At 48.4% G+C, this 23,686-nt stretch carries 22 protein-coding genes and 1 tRNA gene; 14 read left to right on the top strand and 9 right to left on the bottom strand.

From position 1 onward, the window contains the following. Nucleotides 1-245: 245 nt before the first annotated feature. A complete protein-coding gene (locus M2403_RS19250; RefSeq protein WP_259230540.1) occupies nt 246-875 on the bottom strand; it encodes a hypothetical protein in 630 nt (209 codons plus the stop codon). Between the two features lie 435 nt (nt 876-1,310). Between M2403_RS19250 and M2403_RS19245 the strand changes: the two genes are divergently transcribed. Further along, a complete protein-coding gene (locus tag M2403_RS19245) occupies nt 1,311-2,111 on the top strand; it encodes a sce7726 family protein (protein ID WP_259230538.1) in 801 nt (266 codons plus the stop codon). 31 nt (nt 2,112-2,142) lie between these two features. On the opposite strand, the gene M2403_RS19240 is transcribed toward M2403_RS19245, so the two are convergent. From M2403_RS19240 to M2403_RS19225, 4 genes are all read right to left on the bottom strand, one after another. Further along, a complete protein-coding gene (locus M2403_RS19240) occupies nt 2,143-3,204 on the bottom strand; it encodes a beta family protein (RefSeq protein WP_015698805.1) in 1,062 nt (353 codons plus the stop codon). A gap of 1 nt (nt 3,205) precedes the next feature. Further along, on the bottom strand, nt 3,206-3,619 hold the full coding sequence (locus M2403_RS19235; protein ID WP_015698806.1) for a protein gop: 414 nt from the start codon (nt 3,617-3,619) through the stop codon (nt 3,206-3,208). An 886-nt stretch (nt 3,620-4,505) separates the two neighbouring features. After that, a complete protein-coding gene (locus M2403_RS19230) occupies nt 4,506-4,679 on the bottom strand; it encodes an ogr/Delta-like zinc finger family protein (protein WP_259230590.1) in 174 nt (57 codons plus the stop codon). Nucleotides 4,680-4,688: 9 nt separating this feature from the next. Then, on the bottom strand, nt 4,689-5,474 hold the full coding sequence (locus tag M2403_RS19225) for a hypothetical protein (RefSeq protein WP_259230535.1): 786 nt from the start codon (nt 5,472-5,474) through the stop codon (nt 4,689-4,691). A gap of 558 nt (nt 5,475-6,032) precedes the next feature. On the opposite strand from M2403_RS19225, the gene M2403_RS19220 reads away from it, so the two are divergent. Genes M2403_RS19220 through M2403_RS19195 form a run of 6 tightly spaced genes read left to right on the top strand, consistent with a single transcriptional unit; the run spans nt 6,033 to nt 10,004 of the window. After that, nucleotides 6,033-6,293: an AlpA family transcriptional regulator gene (locus M2403_RS19220; RefSeq protein WP_259230533.1), complete on the top strand. Its 261-nt coding sequence runs from the start codon at nt 6,033-6,035 to the stop codon at nt 6,291-6,293. After that, nucleotides 6,290-6,520 (top strand): hypothetical protein, encoded by a 231-nt coding sequence (locus M2403_RS19215; RefSeq protein WP_217172779.1) that lies wholly within the window; start codon nt 6,290-6,292, stop codon nt 6,518-6,520. The genes M2403_RS19220 and M2403_RS19215 overlap by 4 nt, the downstream gene beginning before the upstream one ends. 13 nt (nt 6,521-6,533) lie before the next feature. Continuing rightward, a complete protein-coding gene (locus tag M2403_RS19210; protein WP_259230527.1) occupies nt 6,534-7,058 on the top strand; it encodes a host cell division inhibitor Icd-like protein in 525 nt (174 codons plus the stop codon). Continuing rightward, complete coding sequence (locus M2403_RS19205) at nt 7,055-7,318, top strand: hypothetical protein (RefSeq protein WP_259230526.1); 264 nt, start codon at nt 7,055-7,057, stop codon at nt 7,316-7,318. The genes M2403_RS19210 and M2403_RS19205 overlap by 4 nt, the downstream gene beginning before the upstream one ends. Continuing rightward, complete coding sequence (locus tag M2403_RS19200; RefSeq protein WP_259230524.1) at nt 7,315-7,656, top strand: DUF5375 domain-containing protein; 342 nt, start codon at nt 7,315-7,317, stop codon at nt 7,654-7,656. Before M2403_RS19205 ends, M2403_RS19200 begins: the two co-directional genes overlap by 4 nt. An 11-nt stretch (nt 7,657-7,667) precedes the next feature. Further along, nucleotides 7,668-10,004 (top strand): primase-helicase zinc-binding domain-containing protein, encoded by a 2,337-nt coding sequence (locus M2403_RS19195; RefSeq protein ID WP_259230523.1) that lies wholly within the window; start codon nt 7,668-7,670, stop codon nt 10,002-10,004. A 174-nt stretch (nt 10,005-10,178) separates the two neighbouring features. On the opposite strand, the gene M2403_RS19190 is transcribed toward M2403_RS19195, so the two are convergent. Next, entirely contained in the window at nt 10,179-11,447 is a 1,269-nt protein-coding gene (locus tag M2403_RS19190; protein ID WP_259230522.1) for a phage integrase central domain-containing protein, read from the bottom strand. 165 nt (nt 11,448-11,612) lie between these two features. After that, a tRNA-Leu gene (locus M2403_RS19185) sits at nt 11,613-11,697 on the bottom strand. Between the two features lie 219 nt (nt 11,698-11,916). Between M2403_RS19185 and ampH the strand changes: the two genes are divergently transcribed. Beyond that, nucleotides 11,917-13,056 carry a D-alanyl-D-alanine-carboxypeptidase/endopeptidase AmpH gene (gene ampH / locus M2403_RS19180; protein ID WP_152327278.1) on the top strand — a complete coding sequence of 380 codons (1,140 nt, stop codon included), beginning with the start codon at nt 11,917-11,919 and terminating at the stop codon, nt 13,054-13,056. A gap of 78 nt (nt 13,057-13,134) precedes the next feature. Here the strand turns inward: ampH and lptG are convergent, their stop codons facing one another. Both lptG and lptF read right to left on the bottom strand, forming a co-directional pair. Continuing rightward, on the bottom strand, nt 13,135-14,205 hold the full coding sequence (gene lptG, locus M2403_RS19175; RefSeq protein WP_152327279.1) for an LPS export ABC transporter permease LptG: 1,071 nt from the start codon (nt 14,203-14,205) through the stop codon (nt 13,135-13,137). Further along, complete coding sequence (gene lptF, locus M2403_RS19170; protein WP_152327280.1) at nt 14,205-15,299, bottom strand: LPS export ABC transporter permease LptF; 1,095 nt, start codon at nt 15,297-15,299, stop codon at nt 14,205-14,207. Before lptF ends, lptG begins: the two co-directional genes overlap by 1 nt. A 278-nt stretch (nt 15,300-15,577) precedes the next feature. On the opposite strand from lptF, the gene pepA reads away from it, so the two are divergent. From pepA to M2403_RS19140, 6 genes are all read left to right on the top strand, one after another. Then, nucleotides 15,578-17,089 (top strand): leucyl aminopeptidase, encoded by a 1,512-nt coding sequence (gene pepA, locus M2403_RS19165; RefSeq protein WP_101075029.1) that lies wholly within the window; start codon nt 15,578-15,580, stop codon nt 17,087-17,089. 119 nt (nt 17,090-17,208) lie between these two features. After that, entirely contained in the window at nt 17,209-17,694 is a 486-nt protein-coding gene (locus tag M2403_RS19160; protein WP_101075028.1) for a DNA polymerase III subunit chi, read from the top strand. Next, nucleotides 17,687-20,542: a valine--tRNA ligase gene (locus M2403_RS19155; RefSeq protein WP_259230521.1), complete on the top strand. Its 2,856-nt coding sequence runs from the start codon at nt 17,687-17,689 to the stop codon at nt 20,540-20,542. Before M2403_RS19160 ends, M2403_RS19155 begins: the two co-directional genes overlap by 8 nt. Before the next feature lie 162 nt (nt 20,543-20,704). Beyond that, nucleotides 20,705-21,208: a GNAT family N-acetyltransferase gene (locus tag M2403_RS19150; protein ID WP_259230519.1), complete on the top strand. Its 504-nt coding sequence runs from the start codon at nt 20,705-20,707 to the stop codon at nt 21,206-21,208. A gap of 36 nt (nt 21,209-21,244) precedes the next feature. Then, nucleotides 21,245-21,985, top strand: a complete 741-nt coding sequence (locus tag M2403_RS19145; RefSeq protein WP_152327284.1) for a MurR/RpiR family transcriptional regulator — start codon at nt 21,245-21,247, stop codon at nt 21,983-21,985. A gap of 147 nt (nt 21,986-22,132) precedes the next feature. Further along, a complete protein-coding gene (locus tag M2403_RS19140; RefSeq protein ID WP_165061395.1) occupies nt 22,133-23,665 on the top strand; it encodes a PTS transporter subunit EIIC in 1,533 nt (510 codons plus the stop codon). The last annotated feature ends 21 nt before the right edge of the window (nt 23,666-23,686 follow it).

Genomic DNA, 23,686 nt, shown 5'->3' with positions numbered 1-23,686 from the left:
AGCTTCGTTTAACAGTTCAAATATTGAACGTGTCATACTGTAATAGTCAAAGTAACGATAGTTCAAACTGGCATTCCTCAAAAATCAGGTTTCAGAATTATGATATTCTCAGTTTAAAATTCCCTACCACCTTAAATATTAGAAATAATTTTTTAAAGAGTGCTACTACAAATAACTAAAATTTATGAAACCAATTAAAGTGAATCAAAAACCAAAAAAAATCAACTCATCATAACGTGAATATATTATTCGAAAATCAGAAAATAAACAGGCCTATAGCCTCCACCCAAAAATCGACCAAAGTACCCGTTGTTATCTGAATAGGTTATCTTATTTAACTCAGATATAACTTCAATACACTCCTGCCATATTAATGGTTTACATATAGCGTCTATCAAGCAAGATATATCATCTTTATTAATTATATTTATATCACTGCAAAACTCATTCATCTCAAGTATCTCATTGCTGTTTGCCCTACAAAAAAACTCAGCATCATTAATAGAATGCTTACTATTACTCAAATCAAACCAAACATAACTATCTTCATTCGAGAGATTCATAATAGAATCAACGGAAATAAATCCTGAAATAGTAGCCACACCGTATTTTCGTGCATGGAGTGCATAACGTAAAATGTTTTTGTTTACTTTTCCGGAGACATAGCCATTTTTTCCACAGAGTTTTGGTCGTCTAGCAAACATTGCCAAAACTTTAACACGACCTGATAAGTTCTGAGCTAAAGATATATTGTTTCCTTCTCTAGTTCTCCAAAAATAGATAGGTACTATCCTTGAATTATTTTTGGCCAATACCCCAATCACAGCTGGTATAAGTGAATATTCCGCTGTTCGCTCCGAGAAAAAGCTTGCCATACCACACCACCTTATTATTAGGATGCAATAAATGCCATAGTATCTTCCAGTACGATCGTTACACTGTATATCCGACCAAAAACCATACCTTTCAAAATTAAGAATAGTACTTTTAGCCTTTAAATTACATATTTTATAATAGCAATATAATCAAGATAATGTAAATGTCCACATAAACTTAAGCCCTTAAAATTCCGGACAATCATAACCCGATAAATAACCATAAGAATTAGGTGATTTTAGTTCACTCGGTTAATATTTATTAATATCGTTGAATGTGATTTCTTCACGCAGCAAAACATCTAATTTAAGCTTTAGAGATCATACCTATCTATTCTATAGCTCATTGTAATTAATAGCATTAATTAAATATAAATGGATAGCGATTGTTTTGTTTGCTATAATAAAAAAAGTATTTTACCAGGTCGATACAAGATGTCTGATTTATTGAGAGAACAAGATATTAAAGTAGCCTTGATTAATTGGCTATATAATAAAGGTTTATTAGAGAATGCCACACTCATTAATGAGATGGTGGTCGCTAATTGGAGCCGTCGTGTTGATTTAGCTATAGCCAACGGGCACCTACAAGCATTTGAAATAAAAAGCGATTTTGACACTCTTAAAAGATTGGATGGCCAGTTAGCTACATTTACATCTCGTTTCGAAAAGGTTACCGTGGTTTGCTCTTCGCGCTTCACTTATGAAGTAACAAAGAAAGTACAACCCGACGTTGGCATTATAGAGTTTTCAAATACTATTCGAGGTGTTAAATTCAAGGTAGTTCAACGGGGTAGGCTCTCTAATATTAATAATAAGAGAATATTCTTAGGTTTCTTATTAAAAAAAGAACTCGCAAAAATTTTATTAGAAAACGAGATTTACACTCAAAATGGTTCAAGTAGATCTTATCTTGAAAATTTAGCTGAGAATATATCATTAGCGAAAATCCGAGACTTTACCTTAAGAGCCATCAAGACTCGCTATCAAGAAACATCTGATAGTTATGTAGGCATGCTAATCCAAAATAAAAAAATAACAAACCAAGATCTTAATTTATTAAGTAAAGCTAAAAAAAAGAAGGAGCTCGAGAGCATCTACTTAAATGTATTATCTAATTCTAGTACTCAATCTAACTTGAGTTTCCATAAAATTGACGTTGAGGATTTCATAAATAAGCATGGCGGTGACATCAATGTCATCCCCCAGAATGTACTGAAAAGAGTTATAAAATAGGGGATCTCTCCCCTTACTTTACACATCAAATTCAAAATATATCATCATCTTCAGAAATATATTTTAGCGCATTTGACAAATCTATTTGCTTCGTTATATGTAAATTTACTCGTACCGCAATCCATTTAGCAGGACTTCCCATTCCCGATATCTCACCAAGAGAAGCATTCCGTATCATTTCTGCTCCCCATGAATCATCCTCTTGATAATTTGGGTATGAACTAAGGATCGCCCTAGCTGCATCGATATATCCTTTTGAGTCAATGCCTGGTCTTCTTTCAAAATACCATGCATCATCCAATGCCACATCAATTCTAGGAACATATCTTCCTCCAACCTCGTCGTATACAACGGAGTGGATAGAACCATGATCACCATAGATAGCTACGCTTTGTCCGCCAATGGCTTGATGAAAGTCTCTTTCAATTATATCAATAAAACCACTCTGGCCATCTGCACGACAAAAACTAGTAACAGAATTTGGGAAACTAGTTGTTAGCACACTTATTATAGCCTCAGGAATCTCAGTTCTTATTTGATTAATTGCACTTATTGCAGCGGATGTTGCGATCGAAATATTACCCCTAATATAACTCAAATCAATAAAGACAAGTGCATTTTCTGGTCTATCAAGAGAGATTAATGAACTAAGTACTTTATTAATATCAGTATTCAGATTACGAATTCTGAATGCTATTGATCCACGCTCTCTTTCCAATATTTTGGCTTGAAGAGAAATATCTCTCAATCTTGCAGAGTCAGGCATCTGTACAATAGGAACAATACTTTCGCTCTGTGAACAAAAATCGATCCATTTTTTAAAGTTACTATCTGGTGATAGTAATTCAAAACTTGAGTTACAGTGATGCTTATTTTCTTGTGTGACATCCAAAATGAATGGATTACCATCCATTGCTTCTATTGTTTTATCTAAGGAGACCTGTATTTCATCCGATCTTGGCCATTTACCTAAAGTTATTACAGGTAATATTTTTTCTTTCTTATCACTAGCAACTTTACTTAAACCTAGAATTTCTGCCGCACGCGTCCTGAGTGCAGGATAATACGAGTAATCATCAAAATTTACTTTCATTTCACACCCCTCCCAAATCACTAGAGTCTTGTTTTCCTAAAGCTCGCGGTATTGCATTTATCTGTGGATTTTGTGTTGCAAGATATGCAGCTATACCTTCCATTTTTTCTTTTTGTTCAGAGATTGAGGCTAGTTCTATAATCAATTTTTGATTCTTTTCTGATAACTCCCTGCTCAACTTATTGTTGTTTTCGAGTATATCCCTAGTAATTATATCCTTTGCTTCCATCGCCTCTTTATTAGTTTTAATTATCATTCGAATACTGCGCTGTGTAAGGTAGCCTATTATTAGTACAGTAAACCAGCCGGCACTAACAAGAAACCACTGAGATATACTTTGGTTTCTAATATAACTTGTTGCTATAGCTATAAATAGACTTATTAGACCAACAATTCCATAGACATGATTTATCATTCGACCACTCTCTTTTTCCTAAGATTGTCAAACTTACCTTTATAAGAATATTACATATTTAAGCTTAATGTGCATACTTTCTTCCCTGTATAACCATGAAATGATAAAATCATTAAAATCAATAAGTTAAATTCATGATGGTCTACTCTTGAGTTAAACAAATCTGACTCACCCTTGAATACTTTCATAATTGAAATATAACCTTGCTAACTAGTTACTATGCGATCTCCATACCCTTATCTGACTATTTCTCGCATGTACCTCACAGACTCCTAGAAAACTCATGTAGGTGGGGAGCTTTTGATATGTATGTAGCACATGATAAATCATGCTCCTATCTGGACACATAGCACTTTAGTTTACTAACTGAATAGATGACTATCTCTAGTTATCACATAATCTATTTCTATTTCTATTTCTATTTCTAAGCTGCAGAACCCTTCTGGTATATAGTAACAATACTTTAAACCGTAGAATGCAATTAAATATCCAATGTTTTAAATTAATAATCTGCTTCTTGGGTTTTTCTGATAAGTAATCCAGAACTTTAGTTTCAAAGGATTCCCGCCAATCAGATATCATTTGGGTATCGCTCTACCTCGGCGCGCGCAATTCTCCCCGCCTGCCCGCTGCTGACTTAGCTCACTGGTTTTAATGCATGAAGTAAAACCTCTGAAAGCCCGTGTAGCAAGGGTTTTGAGCCCTTTTGAGCACGCCGGATTGCATGCAAAACCATGCACCCTATGCATGCAGAGCTCACAAGGACAGGCTAGCCAGAGAAAAGGCTGTCCGGAGGGACGGGTTTACACTGCATTAATGAAAAATGCCGCCTTATTCGAAAGCGGCACTTGAGATTATTTTTTGGGGAATTAAAACGAGCTGAAATTTATATTTTCCGCTTCAGATTTTCTTTTTTAACGATTTTACTGACACTTTCATTTGTTTTAAATGCGCATGAACATTCCAGCCTGGTGCACTGATAATAAGACTCCTTTGTCTGTTCGGTGATATAACGGCTTGTGCGAATGTGAGAAACCGAGCTGCAAAGCGGGCAGCGCATCATTTGCTGTTACTCCTTGTTTGAATCGACTCTCTTGGAGAGTTTTTGTGCCAGTAATTGCCTTTTTATCGGGCTTTGCAATAGCGCCATATCGACACCAGGCAGCGCAGGAGAATGCATCCCGATTTTCTCCAACATAGGTTCTGCATCCATGTTGAACTGACCGATGTGAGCCGCACCGACTAACGCGTTGCCAATTTCAGCGCTGATAATCTTGGCGGGCTCTACATAATGACCGGATTGTGTTTCCTGATAACTTACGGTGGATAACGCCAGAAGTTTAAGTTTTACAGCACGCACAAGCGCCGGACTGAGATGGTTGATGGCCATGCGCCACTGTGTATCAGCATAGGCATTCAGTGCGCTGCGGTGGGCGCTAATTAACGCTCCCCCAGCATTAGCACAATGCAACATCGCCGACTGTTTCTCGACATTCAATTCTTCAATCAGGTCATCGAACTCTTTAACTAATCCCTGCTGAATAGCCCGCTGACTGTGCGCGTTCTTGAGTTCGTCAGTCATAACCCCGCGTGACTTGCGAAAACGCGAACGCCAACTCTCTTCGTTCTCTTTGATTTCGCTGTTCGCCGCTTCTTTTTCCTGGGCGCATCGGGCAATCGAACTTTCAATTTCATCAAGTGCACGCTTTTTCTCAGCAAACGCCGCTTTGGCCTGCTCAAAGTGTTGGATAGCACCTACCGCGTTTCCTGATGATGGATTTTCGTTGTGACCGGCTTTGACCTGAAGAAAGTCCTGGATAACGGCTTCGACGGTTTTGGTTGAATCGGGTTTCATGGCATACCTCAGCAATGTGTTGTCAATGTGAGGATATTGTGTGGAGGCTGGCACAACATTTCTATCTGATGGCGTTTGCTCAGCGCTGGTACAACGGGCGGGATAGTAAGCGGGGAGAGTTTATATTTCTATAAATACTATTCACTACTGTTCACTATAAAATAAAATATAATAAAATTATTAAGTTAAGCAGTGAACACCTCATCTGAAGGTATTCACTCACTGTTCACTACTATTCACTCTCTGCAAAAGTCTTTTACTGGCTAGCCAAAAATAAATTAATCTTTTTTCCTATTAATAGGTACATGATCAATCGTTAAAACAGCTTGTTTTGTGTTCATTAAATAACCAACCCGGTAACAATGGCATCTATTGGCATTAGTTGGCATTTTGTCTGGTGTCACCTGATGTCACCAGGAAAAAACAAGCACTCTCTTCTAAAAGTTTTAGTGGCAACCACTTGTTGCTAAACGAAAAAATATTCTCACAATAGGGGGCTCCTTAACGAAACAGCCGGTACTGGTCGCGTCCAGCCGGATACAAATATGAGGTAGCACCATGCTCTCCGCCGCTCAAAATACGTCCCCTTCCTCTGCCCCTGCGATGCCACCGGCATACCCACGCGATCGCTTTATGCGACTGCCGGAAGTGATCCACACCACTGGCCTGTCCCGCTCCACCCTTTACGACTTAATCAGCCGTCAGCAATTTCCCGCCCAGATTTCTCTCGGCGGCAAGAACGTGGCCTGGCTGGCTTCCGAAATAGAGGGCTGGATGAATGACCGCATCGCCGCACGCGCTCAGGAGACCATGCAATGATTTCTCTGTCTGTAGGTCATCATAATATCCAGCTCAATACACAAGAGGCGGCCTATCTTGCTGAAGGCCTGATAGCTGCCGCCTGCGGCAGAAAGAACCCTTTGCCTGCGTTTACCAGCAATACCCTGGGTGTGTTATCCGTAGCAGCCGAAGGCGTTAGTTCAGAGGATGATTCACACTTCCGATCAAATCCGCAGCAGTCCGATCAAGTCCTGACCGATTGCTAAGGAGAAACGGCTAATGCTTCAAAAAAGGCTTTTCTCTGGCGAGCCCCTGCTCTATAGTTTTTGTGCTGCCGCAAAATCGGCGGCCGGGCGTGGAAACCCGAGCAACTCAATGGCGACACAACACGCGCCTGGCGTGTTTTTTTATGTCGATGCCTCAGCGCACCTGTTTTTTGCACAGTGGTTTCTTAACCGCTGTGCTTATCAAACAATGGTAGCTCAGGCGGGGCAGCCTTCGGGCTGGCCGGTATTCATTGAGGCCGGTATTTCCACCCCCGTCTGGGCTACCACCCATAAGCGTGGAAACTTCGGTGGTAGCAATAACCATTACTCAATGGAGGCTGCCACCATGGCTACAACCCTCATCACGCCACACCCTAAATTTACGTTCCTGTTCGCCGCCGTTCGCCGTGCTGAACCTAAAGCGCCGGTTTGTATGCTGCGCTCCGCCGCCGACAATGAACATTCTGCCCGTCGCCTTTTAGCCCGCGACTATGTGCTGTGCTTTGCCGGTCGCCTGCCAGCCCAGGAGGCCGCATGAACAAGCTCGCGTCCTTCTATTTCCCCAACACCCATTACCCTATTCCGCATGCTGATTTCCTGCGCCTGCAACATGCGCACAACGTCGGCGTGATGTTCCTCGACATGCTTGATACTCAGGACACCTTCGGGCATATACCCAGCGGCGATCAGCTGAATTCCATGGCCTCCGTTGTTGCGCTGCTGACTGACCAGCTTGGCAAAGTGGTAGACACCTGCGAGACCGCCATAAAAACGCAAATGGAGGATGTCTACGAATGAATACGACTCAGCAATCCTGCCTGCCGGTTGAAGTGCTCACCGCCCTCTACCGGCGCGCCCTCGCACAGGCTTATCTCGACGCCTGTACCGCCTACGGCGTTGAAACCGGCTACTCGCTTGATGAACTGCAAATGACCATCGCTAAAGAAGTCGAAAGCTACTACGTCCGTCAGCACGGCGCAAAGCTGGGTATGGACATCGCCTGCGCCATGCTCCGCGACATGGTGCAGCCCGATATTCTGGTGGCAAAACCCCGCCTGACACCGCTGGGAGAATCCATGATGGACGAGCTTTTCCGGCCTTGTCTTCACACCACTCTTGATACCACGCTGCACTGACAGAGGCGCACATGACACAAATGATTGTTAAAAACACCGTGAGCGCCGCGACAGGGCGCTGGCCTCAGCTTCTGCCCGCGCTGGGTATAACCGTTGCCCCTCACGGGCATCATTCAGCCTGCCCTGTTTGCGGGGGCAAAGACCGCTTTCGCTTCGATAATCAGGCAGGAAGAGGCACCTGGATATGTAACCACTGCGGTGCAGGTGACGGATTAAACCTGGTTGCGAAAACGCTGGATATCACCACGAAAGAGGCCGCAGTGAAGGTGGCTGAGATTCTGGGAGAGGTTCAGCCACTTGTGGTTCATCACGACGAGGCCGCTGTTCAACGGCAAAAAGACGATGCCCGCAAGAAGGCAGCCGTGCAGGCGAAAATGTTGGTAAATGCAGCCCGCAAAGCTTCAGGCAATGCCTATCTGGAGAAAAAAGGCTGGGCGGATAAGGAGGCACTGACCTTACAGGGCAACGGCCTGCGGGTAGGCGGCGTAGATTTCGCGGCGGGTGACCTGGTCATTGCGCTTTATGATTTGTCAGGCAACCTGGTCAACGCCCAGCTCATTAACGAGTCGGGGGAAAAACGCATGCTTGCGGGTGGACAGGTTACCGGCGCTGCTTATCATTTTGAAGGGAACGACAACACTGTTATCTGGATGGCAGAAGGCTATGCAACCGGCCTGACAATACATGCGCTGACGGGTGAAACCGTGTGTGTGGCACTGAGTGCCAATAACTTCCCTCATCTGGCTGAGTGCCTTCGGGAGAAATACCCTGACGCCGTGCTGCTAATGGCAGCAGATAATGATGATAACGGCACAGGACAGAAGAAAGCGAAAGAAGCCGCAAATCTAGTCAGCGGGAAAGTTGCGATCCCCTTAATCACCGGTGACTGGAACGATGTATATATACAGGAAGGTCGTGACAAAGCGCTGGAACAGCTCCGCGCTTTTACTCTGCAATCTCCTAAAAGCCCCTTTGAAACGGTCAGTGATGCCGATCTCAAGGCCATGAGCCAGAGTGAGAAGTGTGAACTGCTGATAGTCCATTATGAACACCGTCTGGCTATGCCTACGGTGGGGGAAGATCTTTGCCGCTATGAGAACGGGGCTTGGCTGGTATTGCCGCACAGGATCCTCAGCCGTGAAATTGCCGCTCTATTTCAGAAAGCACAAGCGCCTTTTTCAGCGCCCCTCATTAGCGGCATGATCGAAACCCTAAAGCTCATGGTGCCTGAAATGAGCAAGCCCGCACGTCACTTAATTGGTTTTCGCAATGGCGTTTTCGACACCCGTACCGGAAGTTTTAGCCCTCACCGCAAAGATAATTGGTTGCGTACCGTCAACAGCGTGGATTATTCGCAGGCCAAGCCAGGGGAAAATCTTGCCGAGCATGCCCCTCACTTCTGGCAATGGCTGACGCGGGCGGCAAACCAGCAAAGCGAAAAGCAAGAGCGCATTCTCGCGGCACTTTTCATGGTTCTGGCGAACCGGTATGACTGGCAATTATTCCTTGAAGTGACAGGACCAGGCGGCAGCGGTAAAAGCGTCATGGCAGCCATAGCGCGCATGCTTGCAGGAAATGACAATACCACCTCCGCCAGCATCGAAACGTTGGAGTCCTCCCGCGAACGGGCTTCCCTGGTGGGATACTCACTGATCATCTTACCCGACCAGGAGAAATGGAGCGGCGACGGTGCAGGGATTAAAGCCATCACCGGCGGCGATGCGGTAGCCATTGACCCGAAATACCGTGACGCTTATTCAGCACATATTCCGGCGGTGATCCTGGCAGTGAACAACAACCCGATGCAGTTCAGCGACCGTAGCGGCGGCGTATCGCGTCGGCGGGTGATCATTACCTTCCCCGAAGTCATATCGGCTAAGGAACGCGACCCAAAACTGATCGAGAAAATAGAGGGGGAGCTCGCAGTAATTGTCCGCCATCTGATGGGACGCTTTGCAGAGCCTGGCGAAGCCCGCGCACTGCTGGAAGCACAGCAAAACTCCGACGAAGCGCTGGAAATCAAACGAAGTTCAGATTCACTGGTCGATTTTTGCGGCTACCTGCTCGCGGTTCAGGCACCCAGTGGGTTGTATATGGGCAACGGAAACATACGCCCGTCAAATCCTCGCAAATACCTCTATCACGCCTATCTGTCATTTATGGAGGCGCGCGGCCATCAACACCCGATCAATCTCTCACTCTTCGGTAAGTTCATCCCGCAAACGATGAAAGAGTATGAGATTGAATTTTTAAAGAGAAAGACTAATCAGGGCGTGCAAACCAATCTGATATTAAACGAGGACTGCGAAGCTGATTGGTTGCCAAAGAGCGACATCAATCAAGTTTGAACAGAAACCGGCTCAGGCCGGTTTTTTCATATGGCAAGGTAGGTGGTCACTTGAAAGTGAACAGGAATGAACAGCTCAGCACAAGGTAGTCACTACATAATCAATTGAAATATAATGAATAAATAGAAAAGTGAACACTGTGAACACTTTTCTAATAAATCTTTTATTTGAGCTTTAGGATCTATTTTGTTTGGTGACCTTCGCATACTCATAAGGAGTTGTATGTCGCTCTTGATTTAGATCCAAGTAATCAGCCCACCACTGAACCATCAGCCTACGCTCTTCCAGATGTTCGGCTTTGTGAATATAAGCAGCTCTTACTCCATTACGTTCCTGATGACTCATTTGCCGCTCAACTGCATCTGTAGACCATAATCCAGACTCAACCAAAGCACTACATGCCATCGCCCTAAAGCCATGTCCGCACACTTCTGTTTGAGTATCAAACCCCATAGAACGAAGAGCTTTGTTTACTGTGTTTTCGCTCATCGGTTTATGTGGATGATGATCACCAGGAAAAACAAGATCGTTCTTTGTATTAAGATCTCGAATTTGCTCAAGCAGGGATAATGCTTGCGACGAAAGAGGAACCAAATGGACAGTACGCATTTTGGAACCTCGTTGCGAATGCTTGACCCCCTCGATCGGCACTCGTTCGGCTGGTATTGTCCAAAGAGCCTTTTTGAAATCAATTTCTTCCCAACGAGCAAAACGCAACTCACTCGATCTAATAAATACATAGAGAGTCAACCTGACCGCTAAGCCAGTTAAAACTCTCCCTCTATGAGAATTAAGTCGATTGAGTAGTTCCGGAAGGCGCTCAAGTTTTAAAGCAGGTCTATGTACAGCCTTACGAGTTGTAATTGCTCCAGCTAAATCTTGTGCAGGATTGCGAGATATTAGACCGCTTTGAACAGCAAAGCGCATGATTCCAGTAATGCGTTGTTGTAATCGAGAAGCAACGTCTAAACGTCCACTTAATTCAACCTCTCTTAAAGGAACTAGCAGGTTTTTAGTTTCTAAATCAGCAATATGCCAATTACCGATTGCAGGAAAGATATTTCTTTCCAGATCGCGCATAACCCTTATCGCGTGGCCTTCAGACCATCTCTTGTTCGTAGCGTGCCAGTCTCGCGCAACTTTTTCGAAGGTGAGCGTGTCATGAATAGCTTCTAATTTATTAGTCTCTTTTTGAGCTGCTGGACTGATTCCATCAGCGAGCAATGCCCTTGCTTCGTCCCGTTTTTCTCTTGCTTTCGATAGCGTTACAACAGGGTACGCACCAAATGCGATTCTGCTTTCTTTACCTTCGTAACGATACTTTAGATACCAGCGCTTAGAACCATTAGGTTTGACTAATAGGTAGAGTCCATAAGCATCTGTGAGTTTATATTCTTTTTCGCGGGGCTTTGCTGTGCGGGCTGCTATGTCGGTGATAGCCATAAATTGGGGGTCAATCCTTTATCGAACCAAGCTGACCCCCATTGTGACCCCCAAAAGATCGGGATGTCAACGGATGCTCTCGGACGAATTTGGATCAAAAAAAAAGCCTTTCGGCTTTTTCTTCAGTAACTTATGGACTGTTACGGACGTTCTCGAACTAGTTAATGGTGCCGAAGGCCGGAATCGAACCGGCACATCTTTCGATGGTTGATTTTGAATCAACTGCGTCTACCGATTTCGCCACTTCGGCACTGAAAGTAGTATGCGGAAAACGTGGGCATTATACCCAGCCCAGCCGGTCACGCAATAGTTATCCCGTGTTGTACGGTTTAAGTGTTGAAAAAACAGACACGAACCGCAATCCGGAGGGGTTTTGCTGACAAAAAACTTCGATTTGTCTTCGTTTTTCCGATGCCGTTTATCAAACTTCGCATTAGTATACAAATCACGAATAGATTATGCCCTGTTGATGGATACCAGCTTGTTGAAAAAACTCTCACTTTCGCTCCTCGCGCTGGCCCTCGCCAGTACGCCTTTATGGAGCCACGCGCAGGCCAATGCGCGTCTGGCGTCGCAGGTCGTGGATGACCATGCAGAACACATCTTTTACGGTAGCGGCGCAATGGGAATGGCGCTGGTAGTCGTTGATAATAATCAGCAAGTTTTCCGCAGTTTTGGGGAAACTAAACCGGGTTCCGATATCCGTCCGCGTGAAGACTCCGTGGTGCGCATTGCCTCGCTGACCAAGCTTATTACCAGCGAAGTGCTTGTGAAAATGGCGCAGCAAGGCAAAGTCAGCATTAACGATCCGCTACGTAAATACGCTCCGGCCGGTGCCCGCGTGCCCTCTTACAGCGGCACTAATCCGATTACGCTGCTGAATCTGGCCACGCACACCAGCGGACTGCCACGCGAGCAGCCCGGCGGTGTCGCGCATCGTGCCGTATTCACCTGGCCGACGAAAAGCGATCGCTGGACCTGGCTGAGTGTCGCGAAACTCACTGTGCCGCCGGGTGCCCGCGCGTCTTACTCCAATCTGGCGTTTGACCTGCTTTCTGATGCGTTATCGAAAGCAGCTAATCAGCCTTACACGCAGTTGCTGCGTGATCAGATTACTCAGCCACTGGGCATGATCGATACAACGCTGACGCCAAACGCCAGCCAGTGTTCGCGCCTGATGGAAGGTCTGCGTCCAAGTCCTTGCATTAACACCATTGCAGCCGCGGGCAGCGGTGGGATTTATTCCACGCCAGCCGATATGGGCCGCTGGATGCGTCAGTTCCTCGGGCAGCGCACCACCACGGCTGAAATGGCGCAAAAGATGTATTACAAGCGTACCGATCTGGTCTCGCTGAAAGGGATGGATGTCCCGGGCATGGCGGATTCACTGGGAATGGGCTGGGTAACGATGGCGCCAACGCCGTTGCTGCCGCGCATTATCCAGAAAACCGGTGGCGGTGGTGGCTTTATCACATATGTTGCGATGGTACCCCAACGCGGTGTCGGCGTGTTCGTGGTGGTCACCCGCAGTGAACTGACCAAGTTTAAGAATATGAGTGATGGTGTGAACGATCTGGTGGCGGATCTGGTGCGCAATAACGAGATTTAACGCCCGGCTCACAATCTTCAGACGTAAAAAAAGCAGGCTCATGAAAGGCCTGCTTTTTGTTTATCCGCACGGGCAAGTTTATCTTTTTTTCAGCAGCAAAAACATACTGATGACGAAGAACAATCCGCTTGGTAACAGTGCGCCAAGGATCGGCGGAATGTTATAAACCAGGCTTAACGGGCCGAAGATCTGGTCAAGTACGTAGAACAGGAAACCGAAGCAAATACCGGTAACCACACGCACGCCCATCGGCACACTGCGCAGAGGTCCGAAGATGAACGAGAGCGCCATCAGCATCATCACCGCGACAGACAGTGGCGAGAAGATTTTACTCCACATATTCAGCTGATAACGTTTAGCTTCCTGCCCGCTCTGCTTGAGATATTTCACATAGTTGTGCAGACCGCTGATCGACAATGCGTCAGGATCCAGCGCAACAACGCCCAGTTTGTCCGGCGTCAGGTTCGTTTTCCACACGCCGGTCAGCGTCTGAGAACCGGTGATTTGCAGGTTATCTGTCAGGTCAGACTCATCCACCTGAGAGAGTTTCCACTCACCGCCGTCAAAGGTTGCCGAAGAGGCATAACGGACGGACTGCAATTTGTTCTGATCATTGAAGTGATAGATGTTGACGCCTGTCAGCTCTTTTTCACCAGCCACACGCTCAATGTAGATAAAGTCGTGCCCGTCTTTCGCCCATAAACCGTTCTGAGTGGAAAGCAACGAACCGCCGTACATCGCCTGCGCACGGTAATTACGGGCCATTTGTTCGCCCTGCGGCGCCACCCATTCACCAATCGCCATGGTCAGAAGCACCAGAGGGATCGCCGTTTTCATCACGGAAGCGGCTATCTGCATACGGGTGAAACCGGAAGCCTGCATAACCACCAGTTCGCTGCGTGTTGCCAGCGTACCTAAGCCAAGCAATGCACCCAGTAACGCCGCCATCGGGAAGAAAATCTCGATATCTTTTGGCACGCTAAGCAAGGTGTACAACCCGGCACCGGCGGCGGAATAGCCTCCCTGCCCGACTTTACGCAGCTGATCGACAAACTTGATGATGCCGGAAAGTGACACCAGCATGAACAACGTCATCATGATGGTGTTGAAGATAGTGCGACCAATGTAACGGTCTAATACGCCAAACATCAGGCAACTCCTCTCAGACGCGCCCGGATCTTGCGAACCGGCAAGGTATCCCACGCATTAAGCACCAGTGCCAGTGCCAGGTAGAGCAGGTTCGTTCCCCACATCCAGAGGAACGGATCCAGCTTGCCCTTCGCGCCGTTAGACCGCAGGGAGGTTTGCAGCAGGAAGAAAATCAGATAGAGCAGGATAGCCGGCAGCATACTCAGAACGCGGCCCTGACGCGGGTTGACCACGCTGAGCGGAACCACCAGCAACGCCATAATAAACACGGAAACGATCAGCGTTAAACGCCAGTTCAGCTCTGCACTGGCTTCCGGTTCATTGGAATTCCAGAGCTGCGTCATGGTCATTTGATCAGACTGATTCGGGTCAAGCTGCACGGTCTGATGGCCGATAACCGCCAGATAATCGGTGAAGTCCGTAACACGGAAATCACGCAACAATGCGGTGCCTTCGTAACGCGTGCCTTTATCCAGCATCACCTGTTGTGAACCGTCAGCACGCTGCAACATGTGCCCTTTATCTGCCACCACGACGGAAGGTCGCTGGTTGCCGTTCGGGCGTAACTGCGCGAGGAAAACGTTATGGAATTCTTTCCCTTTTACACTGCCGACAAACAGAACCGCATTGCCGTTCTGCGCCTGCTGGAACTGGCCTTCAACCATCGCCGCCATGCTCGGGTTAGCTTTCGCTTCCGCCAGAACCGCGTCCTGATGTTTTGACGACCAGGGACTCAGCCAGATGGCATTAATCCCGGCGAAAAATGACGTAAACAGCGCCAAAACCAGCGCCGCGATAACCAGTGAGCGTTTTCCAAGGCCGCACGCATGCATGACGGTAATTTCGCTATCGGTATATAACCGGCCGAACGTCATCAGCAGACCAAGGAACAGGCTGAGTGGAAGAATAAGCTGCGCCATTTCCGGAATACCTAACCCCAGAAGTGACAGAACTAAATTTGTTGGGATATCGCCATCGACCGCTGCTCCAAGCACTCTGACCAGCTTCTGACAGAAGAAGATAAGAAGTAAAATGAACAGAATGGCAAATTGGCTCTTGAAGGTTTCCCTAACCAGATATCTAATGATGATCACGCTTAATACGCCTGTGAAAACTTGTCTTTTTGAAGGAAAATCGCTAGTTTCATCGCTAATCCGTCATTTATTCTCATCATATGGCAACCTTCGCAGCTAAAATAGTATTACAACACCGAGATTTGGGGTGTCCTATAGGAACTTGCTTATAGCCGCCAAAATAAAAACTAACGCCGTTTAAGGTTAACACAGGTCGTTAACACAATGACGGGAGAGTGTCTCCGGCGACTCATTCTAGCCGTACCTCCCGCCCTTGTCTTTAAGATTCAGGAGAGTGCATGGAGTTCAGCGTAAAAAGCGGTAGCCCGGAAAAACAACGCAGTGCCTGTATTGTAGTCGGCGTTTTCGAACCTCGCCGCCTGTCACCGATTGCCGAACAACTCGATAAAATCAGTGATGGCTACATCAGCGCCCTGCTCCGCCGTGGCGAACTTGAAGGCAAAGTGGGCCAGACCCTGTTACTGCATCATGTACCGAATATCCTTTCCGAACGTATCTTGCTGATTGGTTGCGGCAAAGAGCGTGAGCTGGATGAGCGCCAGTACAAACAGGTGATCCAGAAAACGATCAACACCCTGAACGACACCGGTTCTATGGAAGCCGTTTGCTTCCTCACCGAGCTGCACGTCAAAGGGCGTAATACTTACTGGAAAGTGCGTCAGGCGGTCGAGACCTCCAAAGAATCGCTTTACACCTTCGATCAGCTTAAAAGCAATAAAACCGAACCTCGCCGTCCGCTGCGTAAAATGGTTTTCAACGTGCCGACCCGCCGTGAACTGACCAGCGGTGAACGCGCAATTTCCCATGGTCTGGCGGTTTCTGCCGGTATCAAAGCGGCAAAAGATCTCGGCAATATGCCACCGAACATCTGTAACGCCGCGTATCTGGCGTCGCAGGCCCGTCAGCTGGCAGATGCGTTCAGCACCAACATCACCACTCGCGTAATCGGCGAACAGCAGATGAAAGAGCTGGGGATGAATGCGTATCTGGCGGTAGGTCAGGGTTCGAAAAACGAATCACTGATGTCGGTGATGGAATATAAAGGAAATCCTAATCCTGACGCTAAGCCTATCGTGCTCGTCGGTAAAGGTCTGACCTTCGATTCCGGCGGTATTTCCATTAAGCCAGCGGCTGATATGGATGAAATGAAGTACGACATGTGCGGTGCCGCAGCGGTTTACGGCGCGATGCGTGTGGTGGCTGAACTGAATCTGCCGCTCAACGTGATTGGCGTGCTCGCAGGCTGTGAAAACATGCCAGGCGGTCAGGCGTTCCGTCCGGGCGATATTCTGACGACCATGTCCGGCCAGACCGTTGAAGTGCTCAATACCGACGCAGAAGGCCGTCTGGTGCTGTGCGATGCACTGACTTACGTTGAACGCTTTGATCCTGAGCTGGTGATTGACGTCGCCACGCTGACCGGCGCCTGCGTGATTGCCCTTGGCCATCACATCACCGGTCTGCTGTCGAACCACAATCCGCTGGCACACGAACTGATCGGCGCGTCCGAACAGGCCGGTGACCGCGCGTGGCGTCTGCCGCTGGCGGATGAATATCAGGAACAGCTGGATTCCAATTTCGCTGATATGGCGAACATCGGTGGCCGTCCGGGTGGTGCAATCACCGCGGGTTGCTTCCTGTCGCGCTTCACCCGTAAATACAGCTGGGCGCATCTGGACATCGCCGGTACCGCATGGCGTTCAGGTAAAAACAAAGGCGCAACCGGTCGTCCGGTCGCACTTCTGGCGCAGTTCCTGCTGAACCGCGCTGGCCTTGATGGCGATGAATGATTCATTCGCTAAATAAGGTATAATTCTCCAGTCAGGGTCTGGAAATATCCTCAGACCCTTCACAGGCGGGCGCACCCAGTTGCGCCCCTGTTTTTTCTCAGCAGCACAGTGAACTCATCATGAAACAGGCAACCTTCTTTCTTCTCGATGCGCCGGATGCAAGTGGCGAGCTCAGCTCACACGAAGCGCTGGCCTGTCAGGTCGCCGCCGAACGTTACCGGATGGGCAAACGTGTTCTGCTGGCCTGTGAGGATCAAAAACAGGCCGAGCGTCTGGATGAAGCGCTGTGGAAGCGCGATCCAAACCATTTTGTGCCACACAATCTGGCGGGTGAAGGCCCGAGATTTGGTGCACCGGTGGAGCTTTGCTGGCCGGGTAAGCGCGGCAATGCGCCACGCGACCTGCTGATAAGCCTCCTGCCTGAATTTGCAGATTTTGCTACTGCTTTCCATGAAGTGGTAGACTTCGTTCCTTACGAAGATTCCCTTAAACAGCTTGCGCGCGAACGCTACAAAGCCTATCGCAGCGTGGGTTTCTCTTTGACGACGGCCACGCCGCCCTCAGTCACCACATCGACCGACGAAAATACGAAGCGAAATGGATAAGACATATAACCCGCAAGACATCGAGCAGCCGCTTTACGAGCACTGGGAACAACAGGGCTATTTCAAGCCACATGGTGATACCAGTAAAGAAAGCTTTGCCATCATGATCCCGCCGCCGAACGTTACCGGCAGCTTGCACATGGGTCATGCTTTCCAGCAAACCATCATGGACGCCATGATCCGCTATCAGCGCATGCAGGGTAAAAATACTCTGTGGCAGGCGGGCACCGACCATGCGGGCATCGCAACGCAGATGGTGGTTGAGCGTAAAATCGCAGCCGAAGAAGGCAAAACCCGTCACGACTACGGCCGTGAAGCGTTTATCGACAAAATCTGGGACTGGAAAGCAGAATCTGGCGGCACCATTACCCGTCAGATGCGCCGGCTCGGCGATTCCGTGGACTGGGAGCGTGAGCGCTTCACCATGGATGAAGGTCTGTCCAACGCCGTGCGCGAAGTGTTCGTACGTCTGTATAAAGAAGATCTGATTTACCGTGGCAAACGCCTGGTGAACTGGGATCCAAAACTGCGCACCGCGATTTCCGACCTCGAAGTTGAAAACCGCGAATCCAAAGGTTCCATGTGGCACCTGCGCTATCCGCTGGCTGACGGCGCGAAAACCGCTGAAGGCAAAGATTATCTGGTTGTCGCGACCACCCGTCCGGAAACCGTCCTCGGTGATACCGGCGTGGCCGTTAACCCGGAAGATCCGCGTTATAAAGATCTCATCGGCAAAGAAATCATTTTGCCGCTGGTAGGCCGCCGTATTCCCATCGTGGGCGACGAACATGCCGACATGGAAAAGGGCACCGGTTGTGTGAAGATCACGCCTGCGCATGACTTTAATGACTATGAAGTCGGCAAACGTCACGGTCTGCCGATGATCAACATTCTGACTTTCGATGGCGATATCCGCCAGACTGCTGAAGTGTTCGACACTAACGGCGAAGAAAGCGATGCCTGTGCTAACGATATTCCTGAACAGTTCCGTGGCCTGGAGCGCTTTGCCGCGCGTAAAGCGGTCGTCGCTGCATTTGACGAAGCCGGTCTGCTCGAAGAAATCAAACCTCACGACCTGACCGTACCTTACGGTGACCGTGGCGGCGTGGTTATCGAACCCATGCTGACTGACCAGTGGTACGTCCGCACTGCCCCGCTGGCGAAAGTCGCGGTGGAAGCCGTTGAGCAAGGTGAAATCCAGTTCGTACCTAAACAGTACGAAAATATGTATTTCAGCTGGATGCGTGACATTCAGGACTGGTGTATTTCCCGTCAGCTGTGGTGGGGACACCGTATTCCTGCGTGGTATGACGCCGAAGGCAACGTATTCGTTGGCCGTGACGAAGCGGAAGTCCGCAGCGAAAACAATCTGGGCGCAGACGTTGTGCTGACTCAGGACGAAGACGTGCTCGACACCTGGTTCTCTTCCGGCCTGTGGACGTTCTCCACACTGGGCTGGCCAGAACAGACGCCTGATCTCAAAGCTTTCCACCCTTCAAGCGTGGTTGTGAGCGGCTTCGACATCATCTTCTTCTGGATTGCGCGCATGATCATGATGACCATGCATTTCGTGAAAGACGAGAATGGCAAGCCACAGGTTCCGTTTAACACCGTTTACATGACCGGTCTTATCCGCGACGACGAAGGACAGAAAATGTCCAAGTCCAAGGGTAACGTTATCGATCCGCTGGATATGATTGACGGTATTTCGCTGGAAGAGCTGCTGGAAAAACGTACCGGCAACATGATGCAGCCGCAGCTGGCGGAAAAAATCCGCAAGCGCACCGAGAAGCAATTCCCTAACGGCATCGAACCGCACGGCACCGATGCCCTGCGCTTCACGCTGGCAGCGCTGGCGTCTACCGGCCGTGACATCAACTGGGACATGAAGCGTCTTGAAGGCTACCGCAACTTCTGTAACAAACTGTGGAACGCCAGCCGCTTCGTACTGATGAACACCGAAGATCAGGATTGTGGCCTGAATGGTGGCGAACTTGAGCTGTCACTGGCTGACCGCTGGATCCTCGCGGAATATAACCGCACCGTGAAATCTTACCGTGAAGCGATGGATAACTACCGCTTTGATCTGGCTGCCAGCATTCTGTATGAATTCACCTGGAACCAGTTCTGCGACTGGTATCTGGAGCTGACTAAACCGGTCATGAACGGTGGCAGCGAAGCACAACTACGCGGCACCCGTCATACGCTGGTTGAAGTGCTGGAAGGTCTGCTGCGTCTTGCGCACCCGATCATTCCTTTCATCACAGAAACCATCTGGCAGCGCGTGAAAACGCTGAAAGGCATCACAGCAGAAACCATCATGCTGCAGCCTTTCCCGGAATTTGACGCGGCGAAAGCAGACGAACTGGCGCTGGCCGATCTTGAGTGGATCAAGCAGGCGATCATCGCTATCCGTAACGTGCGTGCCGAGATGAATCTGTCTCCGGCCAAGCCGCTGGAACTGCTGCTGCGCGGTGCGAGTGCCGATGCACAGCGTCGTGTTGAACAGAACCTGAGCTTCATTAAGTCTCTGGCGCGTCTGGAATCCATTACCATTCTGCCTGCAGGTGACAAAGGCCCTGTGTCTGTCACCAAACTGGTTGAAGGCGCTGAGTTGCTGATCCCAATGGCCGGTCTGATCGACAAAGATGCCGAGCTGGCGCGTCTGGACAAAGAGATGGCGAAGCTGGATGGCGAGATTGCGTCTATCGAAGGCAAACTGTCGAACGAAGGTTTTGTGGCGCGTGCGCCGGAAGCCGTAGTCGCAAAAGAGCGCGAACGTCTGGCAGCCTGCGGTGAAGCCAAAATTAAGATTGCAGAACAGAAAGCAACAATCGCTGCTCTGTAATTTTGGTGCCGGTTATCCGGGTAAATACATGAGATGACAAAGGCCGCGAAAGCGGCCTTTTTTATTCTGCGATAACAGCCGGTAACGTTGCACCCACCTGCCCTTAGATGGTATTAAAACGGTCTGTTTATTTATCTTATTATTTGAAACTGAGTGAGCAATATGACGACCTCCCTTCCTGTCAGCGTGCTGGTGCGCCCGATTCGCCCTGAAGATAACGCGGCTATCGCACACGTGATCCGCCATGTATCTGCTGAATTTGGCCTGACTGCCGATAAAGGCTATACCGTAGCAGACCCGAATTTGGATCATCTGTATGAAAGCTACAGTCAGCCACGTTGCGCTTACTGGGTGGTGGAAGTCGACGGTAAAGTCGCCGGCGGCGGCGGTGTTGCACCGCTTTCTGGCGGCGAAGATGATTTGTGCGAACTGCAAAAAATGTATTTCCTGCCTTCGCTGCGCGGCCAGGGTCTGGCGAAACGACTGGCGTTACAGGCAATGGAACATGCCCGCCAGAACGGATTCGGGCGCTGCTACCTGGAAACAACCGCCAGCCTGACGCAGGCGATCGCGCTGTATGAGCGTCTGGGTTTTCAACATATTAATGGCTCACTGGGCAATACGGGGCATGTCGATTGTGAAGTGACGATGTTAAAATACCTCTGATATCCTTTTCGCAATCCATAAAAAAACAGGCATCTCATGTTCACACATAAAGCCATTTCAGCGTTAAACGAACTGGAACTGACGGTCTATAACTACATCGTCAAAAATGGCGATAAAGTGATGTACATGACTATCCGTGAGCTGGCAGATGCCGCCGGGGTATCCACCACCACGGTTCTGCGTTTTTGCAAAAAAATGGATTGTGAAGGATATTCTGAGTTTCGTATCCGTTTTAAATTGTTTTTAGAACATGAAGAAAAACCGCCGGTCTCCTTTGGCATCAGTGAAATAATCAGCTATTTCAAAAGTATTAATAACAGCGAATTTGATGAATTATTAGATCAGGCGGCCAAAAGAATTTCCGACGCGCAGCGAATTATATTTGTCGGCGTAGGAACATCAGGTTCATTAGGGAAATACAGCGCACGTTTTTTCTCTAACGTCGGGAAATTCAGTACCTTTATTGACGATCCTTATTTTCCGATTAACAGCGATATGTATAAAGATGCCATCGCTATTATTCTTTCTGTCTCAGGGGAGACGGAGGAAGTATTACGGTTCGCTACACAGTTCAGCCAGCACAACTGCCAGATCATCAGCCTGACGAACAGCGAAAACTCAACGCTGGCGCGTATGGCAGACCTCAACATCTCCTACCACATGCCGCAAATTGTATTAGAAGGCCAGTACAATATTACAACGCAGATCCCCGTACTTTATATTATCGAAACGATTGGAAAGAAATTACCTTTAATAAAACGTGACTCAGCGCAATGAAAAAACAGGGTGTTTTTAAGGTGTAACAAATCACCTGAGTTGTTTTTTGTTATATCGTGACAATACCCTTTCTTTTGCTACACTCCTGCCAACGAGTAAAAAAACAAAAAAGCTCACCTCTGTTTACCCGCAGGAGAATAATAAATAATGGCCATTGATTACGCTCAGACAGCTCAGGAAATTGTTAAATATATTGGCGGCGATAATAATGTGATTAGCATCACACATTGCGCCACCCGTTTACGTTTTGTTCTGAAAGATAATAAAGCCGTCGATAAAGAAGAATTAAAACGCGTCAAGGGCGTGATCACGGTGATTGAGGCCGGCGGCCAGATGCAAGTGGTGATTGGTAACCACGTCAGCGACGCTTATAAACAGGTTCTGAAACTGATCCACGTCGACGAAAACGCGCCGGTCTCTGCGCCGAACGTCGGCATCGTCAGCCGCGTGATGGATGTCATTTCCAGTATCTTCACGCCATTCCTTTATCAGCTCGCCGCCTGCGGTATTTTACAAGGGATCATTTCCTTCCTCGCAGCCGTCGGGATTATGGACTCAGGCAGCGGCACCTACCGTATTCTCAATTTCGTTTCCTGGACGGCGTTTACCTTCCTGCCGGTCATGATCGCGTTTACGGCGGCAAAAAAATTCAACGTCCATCCGTTTACCGCCGTCATTACGGCCTGTGCGCTGATCAGCCCTGATTATATGAACATGCTGACCGCGTTCAAAATCACCTCGATCAACTCCGCCGACCCGGCCATGCAGCAACTGATGCGTGAAGCCGTGAACAATCCGGAAATCGCCAGCATCCTGACTAACATTGTCGGCATTCCGCTGGCTTCGCCAACGCTCGATTTCCTCGGGATACCGGTGAAATATCTCAGCTATACCGCGTCAGTTATTCCGATCATCTTGATGGTTTGGGCGATGTCTTACGTCGAACGCTTCTTCAATAAAGTGTTGCCAGTCGTCATCCGCAACCTGTTCACCCCGATGTTTTGTATCGCCATTATGGTACCGATGACGCTTCTGGTATTCGGCCCGATCGGCAACCTGATCGGCGGCGCGATTGGCGGCGTTTACAACTATCTCTATCACCTCAGCCCGACCATTGCCGGTTTCGTTGTCGGTGCTTTCTGGCAACCGCTGGTCACACTCGGTGTTCACTGGGGCATTACGCCAGTTACTGTCGGCAACTACGCAACGCTGGGTTATGACACCTTTACCGGCCTGCAGGCATCCGCCGTCTTTGCAATGACCGGCAGTATGTTTGGCGTATATCTGAAAACCCGCAGCCGTGAAATGAAAGGGATTTCCCTCTCCGCGGGCGTTACCGGCCTGTTTGGGATTACCGAACCTGCGATTTACGGTGTGGCCCTGCGCCTGAAAAAACCTTTCCTCTGCAGCTGCGTGGCGGGTGGTATCGGCGGTGCGATTGCCGGGTCCTTCAACGCCGTGTCATGGAGCTACTGTTTGCCGGGCATTGCGGTATTGCCGGTATTCTTCAAAGAAGGCCACATGCCGCAGTTCCTCGGTTTCCTGCTCTCGATTACCGTCGCCTTTGTGCTCGGCGCCCTGTTTACCTGGCTGGTCGGTTTCAAAGATGAGCCCGATGTCGCGGCCACGAAAAAGATCCAGGCTGAAAGTCAGCGCGCCGCACAGGCAGAAATGAATTAAACCGGATATTACATTTACCAC

It is taken from the genome of Rahnella sp. BIGb0603 (assembly GCF_024808755.1).
Classification (GTDB): domain Bacteria; phylum Pseudomonadota; class Gammaproteobacteria; order Enterobacterales; family Enterobacteriaceae; genus Rahnella; species Rahnella contaminans.
The sequence above is the reverse complement of the archived record's forward strand: the minus strand, read 5'-3'. Positions and strand labels throughout refer to the sequence as shown.

What these genes read in the sequence shown, in the direction of transcription:
- ampH (WP_152327278.1), top strand. Translation starts at nt 11,917, where the DNA reads ATGGATACCAGCTTGTTGAAAAAACTCTCACTTTCGCTCCTCGCGCTG.
- M2403_RS19195 (WP_259230523.1), top strand. Translation starts at nt 7,668, where the DNA reads ATGACACAAATGATTGTTAAAAACACCGTGAGCGCCGCGACAGGGCGC.
- M2403_RS19190 (WP_259230522.1), bottom strand. Translation starts at nt 11,447, where the DNA reads ATGGCTATCACCGACATAGCAGCCCGCACAGCAAAGCCCCGCGAAAAA.
- M2403_RS19150 (WP_259230519.1), top strand. Translation starts at nt 20,705, where the DNA reads ATGACGACCTCCCTTCCTGTCAGCGTGCTGGTGCGCCCGATTCGCCCT.
- M2403_RS19210 (WP_259230527.1), top strand. Translation starts at nt 6,534, where the DNA reads ATGCTTCAAAAAAGGCTTTTCTCTGGCGAGCCCCTGCTCTATAGTTTT.
- M2403_RS19215 (WP_217172779.1), top strand. Translation starts at nt 6,290, where the DNA reads ATGATTTCTCTGTCTGTAGGTCATCATAATATCCAGCTCAATACACAA.
- M2403_RS19220 (WP_259230533.1), top strand. Translation starts at nt 6,033, where the DNA reads ATGCTCTCCGCCGCTCAAAATACGTCCCCTTCCTCTGCCCCTGCGATG.
- pepA (WP_101075029.1), top strand. Translation starts at nt 15,578, where the DNA reads ATGGAGTTCAGCGTAAAAAGCGGTAGCCCGGAAAAACAACGCAGTGCC.
- M2403_RS19240 (WP_015698805.1), bottom strand. Translation starts at nt 3,204, where the DNA reads ATGAAAGTAAATTTTGATGATTACTCGTATTATCCTGCACTCAGGACG.
- M2403_RS19200 (WP_259230524.1), top strand. Translation starts at nt 7,315, where the DNA reads ATGAATACGACTCAGCAATCCTGCCTGCCGGTTGAAGTGCTCACCGCC.
- M2403_RS19140 (WP_165061395.1), top strand. Translation starts at nt 22,133, where the DNA reads ATGGCCATTGATTACGCTCAGACAGCTCAGGAAATTGTTAAATATATT.
- M2403_RS19245 (WP_259230538.1), top strand. Translation starts at nt 1,311, where the DNA reads ATGTCTGATTTATTGAGAGAACAAGATATTAAAGTAGCCTTGATTAAT.
- M2403_RS19230 (WP_259230590.1), bottom strand. Translation starts at nt 4,679, where the DNA reads ATGCGCTGCCCGCTTTGCAGCTCGGTTTCTCACATTCGCACAAGCCGT.
- M2403_RS19250 (WP_259230540.1), bottom strand. Translation starts at nt 875, where the DNA reads ATGGCAAGCTTTTTCTCGGAGCGAACAGCGGAATATTCACTTATACCA.
- lptG (WP_152327279.1), bottom strand. Translation starts at nt 14,205, where the DNA reads ATGTTTGGCGTATTAGACCGTTACATTGGTCGCACTATCTTCAACACC.
- M2403_RS19225 (WP_259230535.1), bottom strand. Translation starts at nt 5,474, where the DNA reads ATGAAACCCGATTCAACCAAAACCGTCGAAGCCGTTATCCAGGACTTT.
- M2403_RS19155 (WP_259230521.1), top strand. Translation starts at nt 17,687, where the DNA reads ATGGATAAGACATATAACCCGCAAGACATCGAGCAGCCGCTTTACGAG.
- M2403_RS19235 (WP_015698806.1), bottom strand. Translation starts at nt 3,619, where the DNA reads ATGATAAATCATGTCTATGGAATTGTTGGTCTAATAAGTCTATTTATA.
- M2403_RS19145 (WP_152327284.1), top strand. Translation starts at nt 21,245, where the DNA reads ATGTTCACACATAAAGCCATTTCAGCGTTAAACGAACTGGAACTGACG.
- M2403_RS19205 (WP_259230526.1), top strand. Translation starts at nt 7,055, where the DNA reads ATGAACAAGCTCGCGTCCTTCTATTTCCCCAACACCCATTACCCTATT.
- M2403_RS19160 (WP_101075028.1), top strand. Translation starts at nt 17,209, where the DNA reads ATGAAACAGGCAACCTTCTTTCTTCTCGATGCGCCGGATGCAAGTGGC.